14 protein-coding genes are annotated in these 17,031 nt (G+C 38.2%); 10 read left to right on the top strand and 4 right to left on the bottom strand.

What is annotated here, in order from left to right; genetic code table 11:
- The first annotated feature begins 85 nt into the window (after window positions 1–85).
- Complete coding sequence (locus EKM65_RS01485; RefSeq protein ID WP_125572182.1) at window positions 86–1,315, top strand: IS110 family RNA-guided transposase; 1,230 nt, start codon at window positions 86–88, stop codon at window positions 1,313–1,315.
- 196 nt (window positions 1,316–1,511) lie between these two features.
- Here EKM65_RS01485 and EKM65_RS01480 read toward each other — a convergent pair whose 3' ends face one another.
- Window positions 1,512–1,835 carry an ArsR/SmtB family transcription factor gene (locus tag EKM65_RS01480; RefSeq protein WP_125572183.1) on the bottom strand — a complete coding sequence of 108 codons (324 nt, stop codon included), beginning with the start codon at window positions 1,833–1,835 and terminating at the stop codon, window positions 1,512–1,514.
- Window positions 1,836–2,131: 296 nt separating this feature from the next.
- Between EKM65_RS01480 and EKM65_RS01475 the strand changes: the two genes are divergently transcribed.
- Complete coding sequence (locus tag EKM65_RS01475; RefSeq protein ID WP_125604775.1) at window positions 2,132–3,286, top strand: cation:proton antiporter; 1,155 nt, start codon at window positions 2,132–2,134, stop codon at window positions 3,284–3,286.
- Window positions 3,287–3,956: 670 nt separating this feature from the next.
- Here EKM65_RS01475 and EKM65_RS01470 read toward each other — a convergent pair.
- Window positions 3,957–5,399 carry an amino acid permease gene (locus EKM65_RS01470; RefSeq protein WP_125604773.1) on the bottom strand — a complete coding sequence of 481 codons (1,443 nt, stop codon included), beginning with the start codon at window positions 5,397–5,399 and terminating at the stop codon, window positions 3,957–3,959.
- 355 nt (window positions 5,400–5,754) lie between these two features.
- Between EKM65_RS01470 and EKM65_RS01465 the strand changes: the two genes are divergently transcribed.
- Together EKM65_RS01465 and EKM65_RS01460 are read left to right on the top strand one after the other, a co-directional pair.
- Window positions 5,755–6,801 (top strand): oxidoreductase, encoded by a 1,047-nt coding sequence (locus EKM65_RS01465; protein WP_125604771.1) that lies wholly within the window; start codon window positions 5,755–5,757, stop codon window positions 6,799–6,801.
- A gap of 991 nt (window positions 6,802–7,792) precedes the next feature.
- A complete protein-coding gene (locus EKM65_RS01460) occupies window positions 7,793–9,457 on the top strand; it encodes a peptide ABC transporter substrate-binding protein (protein ID WP_125604769.1) in 1,665 nt (554 codons plus the stop codon).
- 65 nt (window positions 9,458–9,522) lie between these two features.
- On the opposite strand, the gene EKM65_RS01455 is transcribed toward EKM65_RS01460, so the two are convergent.
- On the bottom strand, window positions 9,523–10,080 hold the full coding sequence (locus tag EKM65_RS01455) for an NADPH-dependent FMN reductase (protein WP_125604767.1): 558 nt from the start codon (window positions 10,078–10,080) through the stop codon (window positions 9,523–9,525).
- Window positions 10,081–10,257: 177 nt separating this feature from the next.
- On the opposite strand from EKM65_RS01455, the gene trhA reads away from it, so the two are divergent.
- Entirely contained in the window at window positions 10,258–10,923 is a 666-nt protein-coding gene (gene trhA / locus EKM65_RS01450; protein WP_125604766.1) for a PAQR family membrane homeostasis protein TrhA, read from the top strand.
- Window positions 10,924–10,989: 66 nt separating this feature from the next.
- Window positions 10,990–11,922 carry a DUF7916 family protein gene (locus EKM65_RS01445; protein WP_125604764.1) on the top strand — a complete coding sequence of 311 codons (933 nt, stop codon included), beginning with the start codon at window positions 10,990–10,992 and terminating at the stop codon, window positions 11,920–11,922.
- A gap of 133 nt (window positions 11,923–12,055) precedes the next feature.
- On the opposite strand, the gene EKM65_RS01440 is transcribed toward EKM65_RS01445, so the two are convergent.
- The gene (locus tag EKM65_RS01440; protein WP_225420359.1) at window positions 12,056–12,280 is read right to left on the bottom strand and encodes a P8 family protein; all 225 of its coding nucleotides are present in this window, start codon (window positions 12,278–12,280) and stop codon (window positions 12,056–12,058) included.
- 399 nt (window positions 12,281–12,679) lie between these two features.
- Between EKM65_RS01440 and EKM65_RS01435 the strand changes: the two genes are divergently transcribed.
- The 4 genes from EKM65_RS01435 (at window position 12,680) to EKM65_RS01420 (ending at window position 17,007) form a co-directional block, all read left to right on the top strand.
- Window positions 12,680–14,554: a heavy metal translocating P-type ATPase gene (locus EKM65_RS01435; protein WP_125604760.1), complete on the top strand. Its 1,875-nt coding sequence runs from the start codon at window positions 12,680–12,682 to the stop codon at window positions 14,552–14,554.
- 127 nt (window positions 14,555–14,681) lie between these two features.
- Window positions 14,682–14,912: a heavy-metal-associated domain-containing protein gene (locus EKM65_RS01430; protein ID WP_125604850.1), complete on the top strand. Its 231-nt coding sequence runs from the start codon at window positions 14,682–14,684 to the stop codon at window positions 14,910–14,912.
- A gap of 28 nt (window positions 14,913–14,940) precedes the next feature.
- A complete protein-coding gene (locus tag EKM65_RS01425) occupies window positions 14,941–15,504 on the top strand; it encodes a ferritin-like domain-containing protein (RefSeq protein ID WP_125604758.1) in 564 nt (187 codons plus the stop codon).
- 330 nt (window positions 15,505–15,834) lie between these two features.
- Window positions 15,835–17,007 carry an MDR family MFS transporter gene (locus tag EKM65_RS01420; protein ID WP_125604756.1) on the top strand — a complete coding sequence of 391 codons (1,173 nt, stop codon included), beginning with the start codon at window positions 15,835–15,837 and terminating at the stop codon, window positions 17,005–17,007.
- Window positions 17,008–17,031: the final 24 nt, after the last annotated feature.

Raw genomic sequence — 17,031 nt, 5'->3', positions numbered from 1 at the left:
CGAGTATTTTTATTCCCTCGGTTTAAAATCGAAGTGCAACACCTGATAAAGCAGACCAATTTGCAAAGAAAGGAGGTCCAGTCTTATGAACTTGAATGTTGGTATTGATGTTTCAAAAGCTAAGCTTGATTTTTGTGGTATGGATAGTGATCAGAAGGTCATCTTTCAGGACTCTGTCTTGAATCGACCAGCTGGCACAAATGCCATCAAGCAATGCATCTTAGATGCCAATGAGAAGCACGACTATGAACGTACTATCATTGGCCTTGAAGCAACTTCTGTTTACAACGTTCTGCCTTCTCGTGCCTTAGAAGAGGACGATGAGCTTCAGGCTCTCGGTCTTGAAGTCGTTACCTTGAATCCCAAGATGACGCATCGCTTCAGCCAAGTGTACGATCAGGATAAAACGGATAAGGTTGATGCCCGTAACATCGCCGACTTTCTTCGAGTAGGCCGTTATCAAGTGCCAGTGCCTCGCGATGAGCGTCACATCGCGCTTCAACGGCTAACCCGTGAAAGGTTTCATCTGACCAAGGAAATGACTTGGTGTAAGAACCACTTCCTCAATAACTTGTACTTTAAGATGAACACGATCGACGCAGAGCTACCGACTTCAGTCTTTGGCGCCACCATGATGACCGTTTTGACCGATGAGCGGTACTCATTGGACGAGCTTGCGGAGATACCGCTAGAACAGCTCACCGATGATCTCAACAAACTTGGTCGTGGCCGCTTCGGCGATCCCGAAGCAGTCGCCCAGGCGCTCAAGCGTTCAGCACGTGACTCATACCGACTCGATAAGCAAGTGATGGATTCTGTGAATCTTGTCTTGGGCATGTATGCCAACGAGATCCGCATGTTTGCCAAACAGCTTAAAGAGCTGGATAAGAGCATCACCGCCTTATGCGACGCCACACCTGAAGCGAAGTGCCTCCGCAGTATTCCTGGCATTGGACCAGTATACGCGGCGGGTATTGTCGCCGAGGTGGCACAACCAGAGCGTTTCAAGAATGAAGCAAGTTTAGCCAAATACGCCGGCCTAGTCTGGCAAAGAAGTCAGTCAGGCAACACGGAGCGTCAAGCGACGCCACGTGTTCACAGCGGAGATCAGTACCTGCGTTATTACTTAGTTGAAGCTGCCAACAAAGTAAGAACGTACGATCCCACATTTGCCCGCTACTACGACAAGAAATATCGGGAGGTTCCAAAGTATCAACATCGTCGCGCCTGTCTATTGACCGCTCGCAAGCTTGTACGCTTAGTTCTCACTTTGATGAAGAACCATGAATTGTACCAACCTGCGAAAATGGTCTAGCGTGACTGGCGAAGTTTAACGGACGCTTCCCCGCAACCGAAAAATAAGAAAGTTGTGGGCTGGGGGAAGTGTACGCTCAACTTTCAAAAATAGATCTTAGAATCTTGCCTCAACTCCTTGACTCTTTACCACAAGACTATTTTTTAACGTTTAGACATTTAAACGTATAGGCCTTAAAAATGGTCGTCCAAAACGACTATTTTTTGCCTGCGACATCTGCCTCAAGCGCGGTGACCAGTTGTTTGAGTAGTCCGAGTGCGTCTGCCATGTTGGTGCGGTAGTAGCGCTCTGTTCCGACTTGGTTGACCGCTAATATTCCAGCATCACGCATCAACTTGAGATGATGCGAGACTGCTGGGCGTGACAGCGATAATCGATCTGTGATTTCACTGACGGTAAGTTGATCGGTTTGGCAAAGCATCAGCAAAATCCGCTGTCGGTTCTCATCGAGTAAGATAGATAATACCGGAGCGCTTTTTTGAAAAATCGCCAGCGTTTCCTCTGAATTATGTTTAGTCATCGATATCTCCCGTATAATAGTTCTAACGTTTAACATCTTAAACACTAAAACTTATTCTGTAGTCTTTGTCAAGTACAATTTAGAGGACATAAACATAGAGAATCAGCTTTTTTTCAAGAACCGTAACCCAGGCTCGATGTGTGCTTCGCTTGAAAATGACGGCACGGTTTGCTAAAATTTAAAAGATGTTATTAAAACTTAAATAGATCAATCGGTTGACGTAAGCTCAAGGTTTTCTCTTTCAGGGGTGTGAAAGAGGTACTTGGCTTACGTTTTTTGTATGAGGAGGTTTTGGTTTGGAATTTTTAGGCGCACTTGTCATCATTTTGATTGCTACCAGTTTAATCGGCCACTTGGCAGCGCGGATTGGTATTCCGGCAGTGATCGGTCAGTTGCTCGTTGGTATCGTGCTTGGCCCAGCATTGTTGAATTGGGTGCATCCCAATGAGTTTATCCATATTTTTTCAGAAATCGGGGTCATTATCTTGATGTTCATTGCCGGATTAGAGAGTGACCTTACGTTGTTGAAAAAATACTTACGTCCTAGTGTGATTGTTGCATTGTTGGGCGTCTTGGTCCCGATGGCGCTGATTTATCCAGTCGGGCTTTGGTTCGGACTGACCCAGTTTGAAAGCCTATTTTTAAGTGTCATCTTTGCCGCCACATCTGTTTCAATTTCGGTGGCCGTGATGAAGGAGTTGAACTTACTTGATAGCAAAAGTGGTTCGACGGTTCTTGGCGCGGCGGTGGTCGATGATGTGTTGGCGGTCGTTTTACTCAGCATTATGGTCAGTGTAATGGGTACGACGACGGGTTCGACCACGCAAATCCCACTGGCCCTGACTTTTTTGGAGCAGTTGATCTACTTTGTCGCGATTTATTTCGTCGTGCGCTTCATCGCCCCGATTCTCGCCAAGCTCGGGACCAAATTACTGATTCCAGTCGGACCGACGTTGATGGCTATGATCTTATGTTTTGGCATGGCGTATATCGCGGATCTGATCGGGCTGAGTGCAGTTATCGGGGCCTTCTTTGCCGGGATTGCGATTGCCCAGACGCATGTCGCTCATGAAGTCGATCAAAGTATTGAACCGATCGGCTACGCGATTTTCATTCCCGTGTTCTTCGTTTCGATTGGGCTGAACATGTCGTTAGCCGGAATCGAACACGACTTATTATTGATCGTCGTCTTGACCGTTGTCGCTACGCTGACTAAGCTTTTGGGTGCAGGTAGCGGCGCCAAATTTTCCGGGTTTGCTTTAGATGAATCATACTTAGTCGGTGCAGGTATGGTTTCACGCGGAGAAATGGCCTTGATTATTGCGCAGATCGGCTATCAAGCCAAGCTGATCAGCGGGGATTACTATTCAGCAATCATCACCGCAGTCATCTTAACAACGTTATTGGCACCGTTTCTGCTCAAACATGCTGCGCGTCGCATTAACGCCTAGATACAAAGATACGGTCAATCCTTAAATCACGGATTAGCGGTATTTGTTTGCCTACCCTTGCGGATCAGTCACGCGGTATTGTAGCCACAGCGTATCTTCGTCTAATACCGTGGCGGTTTGTAACCTGAAACCGATTTGACGCGTATGCTAATCGTGATTGCGCCAGAACTAAGCCATCGCAACGATCAGAGGCAACGTCGCATTGATCCGCTCCAATCCATTATGAGATCGCCAGCTGGGATTGGTGAGGAATTTACTGATTTCTATGTTCAATGACACGGCGGCCACCACAATACGTTGGCTCAGCACGGCTCATCCAGCAACTCGGCGATCATAAATTTCGCGCTTTCATTTGAGCGTATTCTTAGGAAAGACCTTAGTTTGGACCTATAATGCAAGGAAGAAGTGTTTGTAGCACTTAATCTCAACAAAAAGAGCCTACTGAAAATCAGTAGACTCTATACTTGAGATGGCACATTAGTGGCACATTCCAATAGCGTTTTAAATAATGTTGGGACAACAATACGCTCTAAAAAGCGTGTTATACTGCGATTATTAGATTTAAGCATTCGAGAATATTATTTCCCGGGAAATAATCTAAAACATTTCAACGAATTTTAGCGTATAAAAAAAGGAGACAATACTTGTCTCCCTTTGAATATTCTAGAAATTAAAGTTCACTTTTTTGACGACGAGCAATTGCAGGTAAGATTAAGCCTAAACTAATTAGGAAGATAGGCATTGCAATATTTAATGCTAATTGGAACCACCACTCTGAAGGGCTTGAAGCATAGGTGATTTTTGGAACCATACCTAAGATACAAGCAAAAGCTGTGAAGATGAAACACCATAAACCAATACCAAAACCAAGTTTGGAATTCTTAATAAACATATAATCTGAATGGAATTTGTCCAAATGCTTGTTTAAAAGCATGAAGGCGAAGAATACCCAAAGATAACGAAGTGGCATCACAACTGAGTTTAAGTTGAGCAGCCAGTTATATAGTGTGTTTGTACCACCAATTCCTAATGCAGGAATGATAATGATAATACCAACTAAAACACCAGTTAATTTATAACCGTTAACTGGAACACCATCAGCGTTTTTTTTACGTAATGCTGATGGTACGAATTGAGGATCAGCATCGTCTAACAAGATACGTAATGGTGCATCAATTGAAACCGCAAAAGCGGCGATAGATGCCATGGCATTAGCAATAGCGTAGATATACATTAAAACATTACCAACATGATAGAATTTGCCAAGACGTTGAAAGGCAACATAGGCACCGTTAGCCATCAAATCAGAAGGAATGTGCTTAGCATCGAAAATCATACCCATTGCGAATGAACCAAGAATTGCTGAAACAGCAACCATAATAGCTAAGGCAATCATACCTTTAGGGAAGTTCTTCGAAGGATCTTTAGTCTTGTTAACATATGGTGAAATTTTTTCGGCACCACCAACAGCAAAGACTAACATTGAAATTGTTGTGAAGTATTTAAAGTCAAATTTTGGAATGTAGGTGCTGATATGGTTCATGTTTGCTGTCGCAATAGAAGAGCCAGTCATTGCAGGAGCAGATAAACCAAGAATAATGAAAAGAATTGACATAATAAACATTGACATGCCAGCAATACTACCAATGCGGTTCAATGTCGTAATACCACGAGATGCTAAATATAGGAAGATTAAGAAGATAATTAAACTTAATCCCTGAACAACCATAGAAGAAGTAATGTTAACAAAATTACCATTACCGCTAAAGAACCAACTAAGAGCAATCATGATTGCTTGAGGTTTTTGCGCTAAATAAGGGATATGAACGACCCAGTAAGTCCAAGCTGCAAAATAGGCCAATCGTTTAGTCGACACTTCCTTAATCCAACTTGAGACACCACCTTCAGCATCCTTGAAGGTCGCGCCCATTTGTCCTACCATCAAAGTATATGGGACAAAGTATAATATCATGATTAAGATCCAAGAAACGACAACGACTAAACCTTCTTGTGCGAAGTTGTTTACGACGTTACCCAATCCCCAGACGGCTACGAATGCGAGCAATGCAATATTATACCAAAATAATTGCTTCGAGTTCTGCTTTTCAGCCATAGTACTCCCCTTTCTGAGAGAAAAATAGTCTATGAAAGCATTATAAACCCATACGCGTACTTATTCATGAAAGGTTAATGAGATACAAGGTTTAATGAATCGCTCATAATGAATTTTATGAGTTACAAATGTTGATATGATAGCGATTAAATAATTAGAAATAATTGTTTATTTTATAGTTTTTCTAATTAAAATAATTAAAAAAATATATAAATTTTGAATTTTTATCTTGTTCAAAGTTTATATCGTAGATAAATCATCACAGGCTTACTAATTGCTAAATAAATATTGGTGAAATTATTAATAATAATGATATGATTAGAATATCTGTAAGAAATAATTAAGGAGAAATCAAATGACACAATTAGTTATTGCCTTTGCTGGATTTGGTAAAAGTGCCAATCGGTATCACTTGCCTTATTTAAAACAACGTTCTCAAATTAAGGTTAAAATGGTTTATGACCATCGTTTCAGACATTATCATAAACAGCAAGACGATTTGCGTGCTGATGGTGTTGAATTAACCACAGATTTTACCGCCGTGCTTGAAGATCCTGAAATTCAAATGGTTTCAATTACAACACCAGCCGCAACACACTATAATTTGGCTAAACAAGTACTATTACATGGCAAAAATGTTTTGGTTGAAAAACCATTTTGTGAGACGTCTGAACAAGCTGCAGAATTATTGAAGCTTGCTAAAGAAACCGGTTTGATTGCGATGCCATTTCAAAATCGACGATTTGATAGTGATTACTTAGCACTTAAACAGGTTCTAGAAGTTGGATATGTTGGCGAACCACTAACACTTGAATCACATATGGATCATTTTCGTCCTAGTGACCAATTTGTTAATAGTGAGCCAATTAATGGTCAATTTTATGGCTTGGGCATTCATACGATTGATCAAATTGTTGCATTATTTGGGCAACCAAAGCATGTTTTTTATGATGTTCGAGCACAGCAAAATCAAGGTACGCTGGATGATTATTATGAAACTCAGCTTTTCTATTCGAAATTAAAGGCGGTTGTCACATCCAGCCCACTTGTTGCGTATACTTATCCATCTTTTGTTTTAAACGGGACAAGGGGAAGTTTTATTAAATATGGAATTGATCAACAAGAAAATGATTTAAAGGCAGGCATTATGCCAGGTCAATCTAACTTTGGTATTGATACACCTAGTGCCTTTGGTCATTTAAAGTATTTAAATAGTAACGGAGATTGGATTGAAAAGGACTTACCAACGCCACAAGGTGACTACGGCCGAGTATATGACGCAATGTATGCGGCAATTATAGATAAACAATCTAAACTAGTAACTGACCAGCAATTATTGACAGATATTAAGATTCTTGAAGCAGGCGTATCTGAGTCTGGTCCACACGTTAGTTCATTTTGAATAATTTTTAAAAGGATGAAAGATAGGGGGCGGGTAAGTTAGTGCATCCGTCTCGTACCTTTATCTCATGATAAAATGAAACGAGTCTGTTCATTTGTCTTAGAGCTCAGTCCCAGTTTTTTATAAAATGAATAGAACTTGGGCGAAACATATTTCACTATAAAAAAGAACACATTTATATTGGTCGTGAATCAATATAAATGTGTTCTTTATTAGCCGCACCTTATTGAAGCGTGTTTTGGTTATTGTCGGGTTGATAATTTTCATCAATAGTTAAGATTGATTTAATTGATTTAATTGTTTTAACTATTCGTTAATCCTCATTAGTTTAAGTAATGTCGGCAAATTGATAGAGCTCTTATGCTTTATCAAAATTAAACTTACCTTAGTAATCAGCTTGAATTAAACGAGGAATTTTAATTTGTGTCATTGAATTGCCGATATTAACGCCAAGAATAGGACAATCACTGATGCGAAGATTATACTCAGTATTGAGATCAATACAACGAGTTATAACGGCGATATGCATAGATATCACCTTGTACTAAAGCTCTAATTGAATTTAAAAAACGATTATATACTTGGTCGTTTCACTATTATATTTATATTTTAATTATGAATTTGGTTATCTTAGTTATAAATATATTTTAATTGTAGCAACAAGGGATGTTGTACTTACGATTATAGCTGATTAAGAATAATTTTTGGATATTAAGAGAGTTCACCATTGACAGGCTTACTTTTACCAAGTATGATGGTTGAGAGAAAAGGGGTGGATAAGATGGTTAACACTTTAAGACTTGCAAAAACAAAGATGGGCCACTGTTGTTGTCCAAATAACAGTTTATTTGTGTGCACATGTCGGGAAACTCTCTTATCTGCAAATCGATGTTAGTCCGTAAATCGATGAGTAAGTAAATAAGCAGAGACTGTGCGCAATTAGGCACGGTCTCTTTTTAATTTTAGAAGAAGGATAGCGGGGGAATAAAGAATGAAAGTAAAACAGCAATTATTAATTAAGAAATTGGGTTACGGTCTTTTATTAGCACTAACGTTGGTTTTAACAGCATGTGGTGCGAAGAAGTCTAATCAATCAGGTACCAGTTCACAAACGCTAAAATTGGCTGCTGCAGCTCAATTAAACACAATTGATATCTCTACTTCATCAGGTTATGGCCAGACGGGTAATGTTTATGAAAGTTTTTATCGTTTAGGAAACAACGGTAAACCTGCGGCGGGTTTAGCCAAATCTGCTAAGGTAAGTGCCGATGGTCAAACTTACACTTTCACTTTACGTACTGCTAAGTGGAGTAATGGTGATCCAATTACTGCTCATGATTTTGTTTATTCTTGGCGGCGAACGATTGATCCAGCGACCAAGTCAGAATATGCTTATCTGTTTAATGGCATTAAGAATGCAGAAGCAATCAGTGAAGGCAAGCTAACACCAGATAAATTAGGAATTAGCGCACCGAATAAAAAGACGGTTGTTGTGAACTTAGATCGGCCAATTTCATATTTCAAAGTTCTGATGGCTTATCCGTTATTTGCACCGCAAAATCAAAAAGTTGTTGAGAAATATGGTAAAAAATATGCTACCAATTCAAAGTATATGGTTTATAGTGGTCCATTTAAAATTAGCGGTTGGAAGGGAACAAATAATTCTTGGAAGTTTGTTAAAAATAATCAGTATTGGGATGCTAAAAAAGTTAAGCTACAGACAATTAGTTATAAAGTCGTTAGCGATGCCCAAACTAGTTTAGATCTTTATCAAAATAATCAGCTTGATTTAAGTAAATTATCTCAAGAGCAAGTTGCTAATTATGAAAATGATAAAGAATACATTCAATATCCATATTCATATGTTAGTTTTCTAAGTTATAATTTTGCTAATACTGATGCAAATAAAAAGAAACTTTTGGCCAATCGTGATGCGCGCTTAGCAATTTCATTAGCGCTTGATCGTAAGCAACTGACTAAGAAAGTATTAGGTAATGGTTCACTTGTGCCAACAGGTTTTGTATCAACAGACTTAGCAAAGAATCCTAAAACAGGTCAAGATTTCTCTGTAGAGCAAAAAACAACTAATACAATGGATTACAATACTAAATTAGCCAAAGTGAAGTGGCAAGCTGCACAAAAAGCCACGGGTATTCACAAAATTACGTTAACAATTCTTGCTGGTAATGATAACGGCGATGATCCTTCAACCGGGATTGTTATCCAATATTTAAAGGGACAATTAGAAAAGGTTTTATCCGGTTTAACGATTAAGATCCGGGCCGTTCCAACACAAGTCGCTACTAGTGAACGCCGTGAAGGTAAATTCGATATTGCTTTAGCGGGTTGGGGTGCTGATTTTAATGATCCAATTTCATTCCTGACTATTCCTGAAACTGGTACTGATTATAATTATGGCAAGTACCATAATAGTGAGTATGATGCGTTGTTAGAAAAAGCCGCTAAAACAGATGCGAATAATGTTGAGCAACGTTGGGAAGATATGGTTCAAGCAAGTAAATTATTATCAAATGATCAAGGCATAACGCCGCTATACCAAAGCGTTTATTCATTTATGCAAAAGTCCGATGTTAAAGGTATTATTCATAATACTGCTGGGACACAATGGAATTACAAGTACGCATATATTAAATAAAATTAGAGCAAAAAAGACCACGACGAAATCTCATCGTGGTCTTTTTGCTTGGCGTGAATATTTAATTATTTATCAAAGCGTTGAATTAAATCAACAAATGTATCCATAGCGCTTTGTAAGAATTTAACTGTGCCATCATTAGAAATCTTTAATTGTTCATCAAGAATGTTGGTAACATTACTGATATAGACCTCGGGCTGTTGTACGATTGGCATATTCAAGAATGTCAATGACTGACGTAAATGATGGTTTGCGCCAAAACCGCCAATAGCACCAGGAGAAACACTTAAAATAATTGCAGGTTTTTTATCCCAAATGCTCTGTCCATATGGACGCGAGCCAATATCAAGGGCATTTTTTAAGACGGCTGGAACAGAACGATTATATTCTGGTGTTGCAAAAATTACAGCATCAACAGTTTTCATTTCATTACGAAATCTTTGCCACTCTTCAGGGACTTGATCTTCATCGTCAAAATCTTGATTGTACAGAGGTAAGTCACCGATTGAAATTTCCTTTACTGTATAATCACTAGGTAGCAGAGCCGCAGTTTGTTCGGCAATAGCGCGAGTAAATGATCCTTTACGTAAACTACCAATTAATAAACCAATTGTTTTTGTCATAATAATTTGTTCCTCCTTACTATTTATAAGTAAAATTTTACAAAATTATATTTAAAAAAGCAAATAATACGTTTTTAAGCTATTATCTAATATTAAAAACCAGGTAATAAACATTTCATTAACTATATTTGGTATTGTGTACTATAATATAGTTAACTAAATCTGAGAGGTACTATTATGACGATCAAAAAATTGTTCACATCACCAGCTCATCCAACACATCATGATCAATTGTTAAATGAAGTTTTTTCCGCAATCACTCACGGTGTGGGCTTCCTATTAGCGGTAGCCGCATTGGTTTTATTAGTTGTTAAAGCAAGTGCAACTCATGATGTACTGCGAATTGTCACCTTTACTATTTATGGCTCCTGTATGGCTTTGTTGTACCTGTTTTCAATGTTATATCATAGTTTGTTCTTTACCAAAGCACGACATGTTTTTCAAATCTTCGATCATAGTTCAATCTTTATTTTAATTGCCGGAACTTATACGCCTTACACATTAGTTGCGATTGGCGGTTGGCATGGTTGGACAATTTTCGGTATTATTTGGGCGTTAGCAATTGCTGGGATTTTGATGAAGATTCTTTTTACAAATGCACCACAATTTTATGAAACGATTTTGTATGTCTTAATGGGTTGGATGATTATTTTAGCATCGCAACCGTTAGCCAAGGCGATAGGTCAAACAGGTCTTTGGTTGTTAATCGCTGGTGGTATCGCCTATACCTTCGGTGCATTGCTTTACAGTATGCGCGGGATTAAGTATATTCATGTAATTTGGCATATTTTTGTGATGATCGGTTCTATTCTAATGTTCTTTTCAGTGTATTTATATGTTTAATCGTTTTTCAAATCGTTGTAATGGGTTACAATGGAGTTAATTTCTGAAGATTCTAAGGAGGAAAATATGGTTAAACGTTTGATTAGCGCTAATACGAGTGAAATCTTAACAATGAAAGCTGCTGAGCTAAAAGATAGTATTAAAGCAAGTGAGGGGCGTGTCATTCTCAGTGAAGATGTTGTGACGAGTCAACCATTAGGTGAAGATATTACCAATGCCGAAGTTGCAGCTGCTTTCGGCGCAGATTTAATTCTTCTGAATGATATGGATGTGATGAACCCAACTATTATGGGGTTATATGCTGGTGAAGAAACAATGGCAACAGCTAAACCACGTCATGATGGTCGAATTATTAAAGATTTGCAGCGTTTAGTCGGTCGACCAATCGGGGTTAATCTAGAACCAATTGATACGGATGCCGATATGTTAGAGGATCGTTTAGAAATTGCAAGGGGTAGAACAGCAACACCAGAAACTTTAGCCGAGTTAGAACGATTAGGATTTAATTTCGTCGTATTAACAGGTAATCCCGGTACAGGAGTGACTAATGAGCAAATCGTCAAAAATATTAAAGTTGCTAAAAAAGAATTCTCCGGCTTAGTTATTGCAGGTAAAATGCATGCTGCTGGCGTGAATGAACCATTAGTTAATCCAAAGATTGTTCAGCAATTTATTGCTGCAGGCGCTGATGTTATCTTAGTACCTGCAGTAGGAACAGTGCCAGGATTTACTGACAGTGAGTTAACTGAAATTGTTAAAATCGCTCATGATGCTGATGCTTTGGTTATGTCGACCATCGGAACTAGTCAAGAAAGTGGTTCAACGTCATATATTGAAAATATAGGTATTCGGAATAAAATTTGTGGTGTTGACATCCAGCATATCGGCGATGCAGGTTATGGCGGTATGGCACCAGTTGAAAACATCTTTACGTTAAGCAAGACGATTCGTGGTCAACGTCATGCTGTTAGTCGTATGGCCCGTTCGATCAACCGTTAAGTATTCTAAACCGATTAAATAAAAAGTCGTGAACAAAATATTAATTTTGTTCACGGCTTTTTTTGTGCTATTGAGTGTTATGGCAAATAAAAACAGAACTCACCAATATAATGAGTTCTGTTAAAAATATGAATTAGTTTTTCAAGTTCTTTTCGACCCAGTCACGAACTTGGGTATCTGTGTAATCTAGAAATGGTTTCATGGCTTCTTCGGTCTTGATTGTGTCGTGAGCATTTGCTTCCATGATGTGATTCCAAATTGCGTCACGTACAATGTTTTTATCATCGCTCCAATCGAACTCTGCATTCATTCGTAAATTCAAAATTTCTGGTTCAGTTTGAATATTTTTATCAGCCATAATAGTTACCTCCATTAATTATTTACAAGTTCATTATAAGGCCTCCAGAAAAAAGTAGCATTAAAAACGCCTTGGTAATTGTCACGGTAAGCTTTATCAATTAAATTGTAATCAATTAGGTGTTGTCAAGAAGTCGATAAATCAATTCGATTAATGAGATTTTAGTGTTTATCATTAAGAAGATTTAGGGAAATAGGCAACTAATCTCCAAAAGATAAGTAAACTTTCTACAGTAACGAATATTTTTTGATTTTCCGACATACCCTTATTAGTAAGTTGCATCAAAAAAATATTCGACATAATTTTTTAAAGATATTTCAGAAAGTTGATCTACGTCAAGTTATTCTATGTTGCTAGCAGGTACACTTAAATCATCAAGTCGAAAGGGAGTAGACATAGATGAAATTTCAATTATTTATTCAAAAGCACACAAATCAAATTACCGGAGCAACAGCAGCACTGATTGTTTTGGGTTACCTCAGTAAATATTTCCTGGGAAATAATTTGATTTATCAAGTAAGTTTGGCAGTAGCTTCAATAATCGCAGTTATACCAATTGCTATGCACGCGTATCAAGCTTTACGGGCTAAGACAATCAGTATTGAACTACTCGTAACGATTGCCGTAATTGGTGCCTTTATTATTGGAGAATATAATGAGTCAGCAGTTGTCACTTTCTTATTCTTATTTGGTAATTATCTAGAACAAAAGACATTATCAAAGACGAGGGCGTCAATTAAGTCCTTAACTGAAATGGCACCAACAACAGCAGAAGTAGTTCAAGCAGATGGTAGCATTGAAGAAGTTGATGTTGATGATGTTGACGTCAATGATGTTGTCTTAGTTAAAACCGGTGCAGCAATTCCAGTTGATGGCGTTGTCGTTGAAGGTAATGGTTATGCTGACGAAGCAGCAGTGACAGGCGAATCACGTGCAGTAAACAAAACATTGACAGATAAAGTGTATTCAGGGACCATTTTAAGTAATGGTTTTTTAAAGATCAAAGCGACAAAAGTTGGTGATGATACAACTTTTGCAAAAATTGTTGAACTTGTTGAAGATGCACAGGATACCAAATCTCATGCTGAAAAGTTTATTGATCGTTTTGCCCAATATTATACGCCAGCGGTTTTGATCATTGCATTATTAGTCTTTATTTTTTCTCGTGATTTCAAATTAGCAATTACGGTTCTCGTATTAGGATGCCCAGGTGCTTTAGTAATTGGTGCGCCTGTTTCTAACGTTGCAGGAATTGGTAATGGTGCAAAACGGGGTATTTTAATTAAAGGCGGCGAAGTTATGGATACTTTCGCTAGGATTGATACTTTCGTCTTTGATAAAACTGGAACGTTAACTAAGGGTACGACATCGGTTTCTGAAGTTAAAAGCTATAACGATACTTTAAACACAACATTATTGATGGCCGCTAAAGTGGAAAGTTTATCAGATCATCCCTTAGGTCGTGCGATTGAACAATACGCGACAGCACAACAGCTGCAGTATCATGATTTAAAAATTGATAATAGTGAAACGATTAAAGGGCAAGGTATCATTGCTCAGATTAATGGTCAGCGAATCGCAGTGGGCAATCTTAAGTTAATGACTGCCAGTGAGATCGTGTTGACTGCACAGCAACAAGTTGATTTAACCAAGTTACAGGAGCAAGGCAGTTCAGTGGTCATCGTTGCAATTGATCAAGCTGTGACAGCAATCTTCGGTATTTCTGATGAAGTTCGACCAGAAGCCGCAGCTGCTTTAGCCGCGTTAAAACAAGCAGGGGCTAAGCATCTCGTGATGTTAACTGGTGATAATCAAAAAACGGCAGATTATGTCGCCCAACAACTAGGAATCGATGAAGTTCGTGCTGAACTGATGCCAGATCAAAAGGTTAATTTCGTCAAAGAATTCCAAGCGGCCGGTCAAAAAGTGGCTTTTGTTGGCGATGGTATCAATGACAGTCCTTCATTAGCAACGGCAGACATTGGTATTGCCATGGGTAGTGGAACTGATGTAGCGATTGAAACCTCTGATGTTGTCTTAATGCAATCTAGTTTTAGTGCCTTAGTTCATGCGTATAAATTAGCCAAGAAGACGGTCTTAAATACACGAGAAAATATTGTGATTGCCATTTCCGTTGTCGCATTTTTACTACTTGGACTAATTGCAGGCTTCATTTATATGGCAAGTGGTATGTTTGTACATGAAGCTAGTATCTTGGTTGTTATCTTTAATGCCATGCGCTTAATCAGTTATGGTAAAAGTAAAGAGTTGTAACTAAAACTAGTATTAAAAATAAAAAGTAAGAAAAATAGTTTATTTTAACAAAACTTGATATTAATCAATTTTTTAAAACGGAAGATTAGTTATACTTTAAGTATCAAATGAAAAGAGGTTGTTCATGATGAATAAAAAAGTAATTTTACAATTAGATGCCCTAACTTGCCCATCATGTTTAACAAAGATCGAAACAGCAATTAAGGCTGAACCTGGTGTTGGCACAGTCAAAGTATTATTCAACGCAGGTAAAGTTAAAGCAGATATTGATGATAGTCAAACTAATGCTGAAAAATTAAGCGACATTGTTACTAAGTTAGGCTACGAAGTCGAAAAAGTTAAAGTTAAGGATTTATAAAACGATTAATTATTTGGGAGGACTTTCCATGGAAAATACAAAAGAAATCGAAGCAAAATATCAAGCAGAATTAAAGCAGGCCGACATTGATCATCATAAACCAACAGCTGGTGCAATGAGTGGTCACATTGTTGCTAATCTCTGGTATTTTGATGTTAAACTTCATCAAGCATTATGGTATTTAAAGGGTTCAGAGGCTATTTCATTACAAGGTTTCTATCAAGATTTAATTGCAGAAAATCGCAAACAATTAGACGAACTTGGTACAATTTTACTCGATGAGAATGAATTACCACCAGCAACTGTTGCAGAGTATACGCAATATACGAAGATCTCAGAAGAACCACGGTTAAAATATCAAACTGCAAGTGCCATTGTTAATGAAACAGCTCATGATTTTACCACGGCTAACATGTTTATTGATCGGGCTATTATCTTAGCGCAACGAGAGAATCGACCAGTTTTAGCAGACTTTTTGACAAAACTGCGTGGCTATAATAACCACCAAACTCGATTGTTACAAGCACAGCTAGGTAAAACGGCATGGGAAGATTTAGTTGAAGTCGATGATGACGACGAAGACGAAGATTAAATAGTTAAACCAGGTCTGCTGATTAGTCAAAACGTGCTGTTCGCTTAAGATTTTTGGTGAATGGCATTGCTAGTTACGACATTGATGCTTGGACCTTTAGTTCACAACAATAAAAATAACAGGAACAAGGACAGAAATCCTAGTTCCTGTTATTTTTTGTTTATAACGTCGCTATGCGGCACTTGTTAAAGGAAAAGTTAAATATGGCTAGCAACTAAATGTTTGTTAAGGGGACAATGAATGTTATATACGTCGTAAAAAGGGGTTGCTTTTATACTACTACTCGTGATAGGCTAGATTATAAGATTTCATGAGGGAGAGTGTAACAGGTTGCGACGAGATCCGATTAAGTTAAAATGGCTCTTTTTAGGTTCATTGATTACCAACACAGGTATTAGTTTTATTTGGCCATTGACAACAATTTATATGCATGAGTATTTACATGAAACATTAACAATTGCGGGGATTGTTTTGTTGATTAATTCAGTTTTTACAATTATCGGGAATTATTTGGGCGGTTGGTTGTTTGACAACTGGAAACCATACCCGACAATTCTAATTGGTATTTTTACTGCGACTGTCTCAGCTGGACTATTAATTTTTTGGCATGGCTGGCCAATCTATGCTGTTTTGTTAGTGCTATTGGGTCTGGGCAACGGCGTGGTAGCGACATGTATTAATTCCATTGCGACTTTAATTCGCAGTAAACAACCTAGTTATGTTTTTAATGTTCTCTATTTTACTAGTAACCTGGGATTGGTATTTGGTTCTTTAATTGTTGGTTATATTTTACCTTTGGGTATCGAATATATTTTTGCAATTGCTTTTAGCATGTTTGTCGCTTTTTTTATGATGGCCGCTATAACGTTTCATAACTTGGATGCTGCCAAGCAAAATATTAGTAAGAGTAAAGTTATTGCTGATGATCATCAAAAAACTCGCGATAAATTGCCAATTCTATTACTATTACTAACGTTATTTGTTGCATGGATTGCATATGAGCAGTGGCAAAGTAATATTTCTGCCTATATGCTGCACTTAGGGATGGATGTTAAACTTTACAGTCACCTGTGGACGATCAATGCGGTTTTAATTGTGTTATTGCAGCCGTTATTGACCCATTTCGATGATTATCTCTTGCAACATTTAAGAGGTCGTTTATATACAGGATTTGCCTTTTTCTGCAGTTCATTTCTAATTTTGATTTTTGCACATCAGTTTTCCTGGTTTGTTTTAGGCATGGCAGTATTGACAATTGGTGAAATTATTGCATTTCCCGCGGTTTCCACTTTTGTTAATGAACGGGCGTCTTTCAAAGAGAAGGGGCGTTATCAAGGCATGGTGACAATTGCTGCTTCTGCCGGTCGTGCAATCGGACCTTTAATTGGTGCATTGATCATTGAGTCGTTCTCGTATCCAATTTTGTTTATCTTCTGTGCGGTTTTAATTGCAGTATTCGCGCTAATTTTTGCGAGCTCTGATTCTAAAAAGGTAAAATTATAATTCTGACAATTTTGTCTAAAACAT

It is taken from the genome of Lapidilactobacillus bayanensis (assembly GCF_003946695.1).
Lineage (GTDB): Bacteria > Bacillota > Bacilli > Lactobacillales > Lactobacillaceae > Lapidilactobacillus > Lapidilactobacillus bayanensis.
This window is presented reverse-complemented; position numbering and strand designations above follow the sequence as displayed.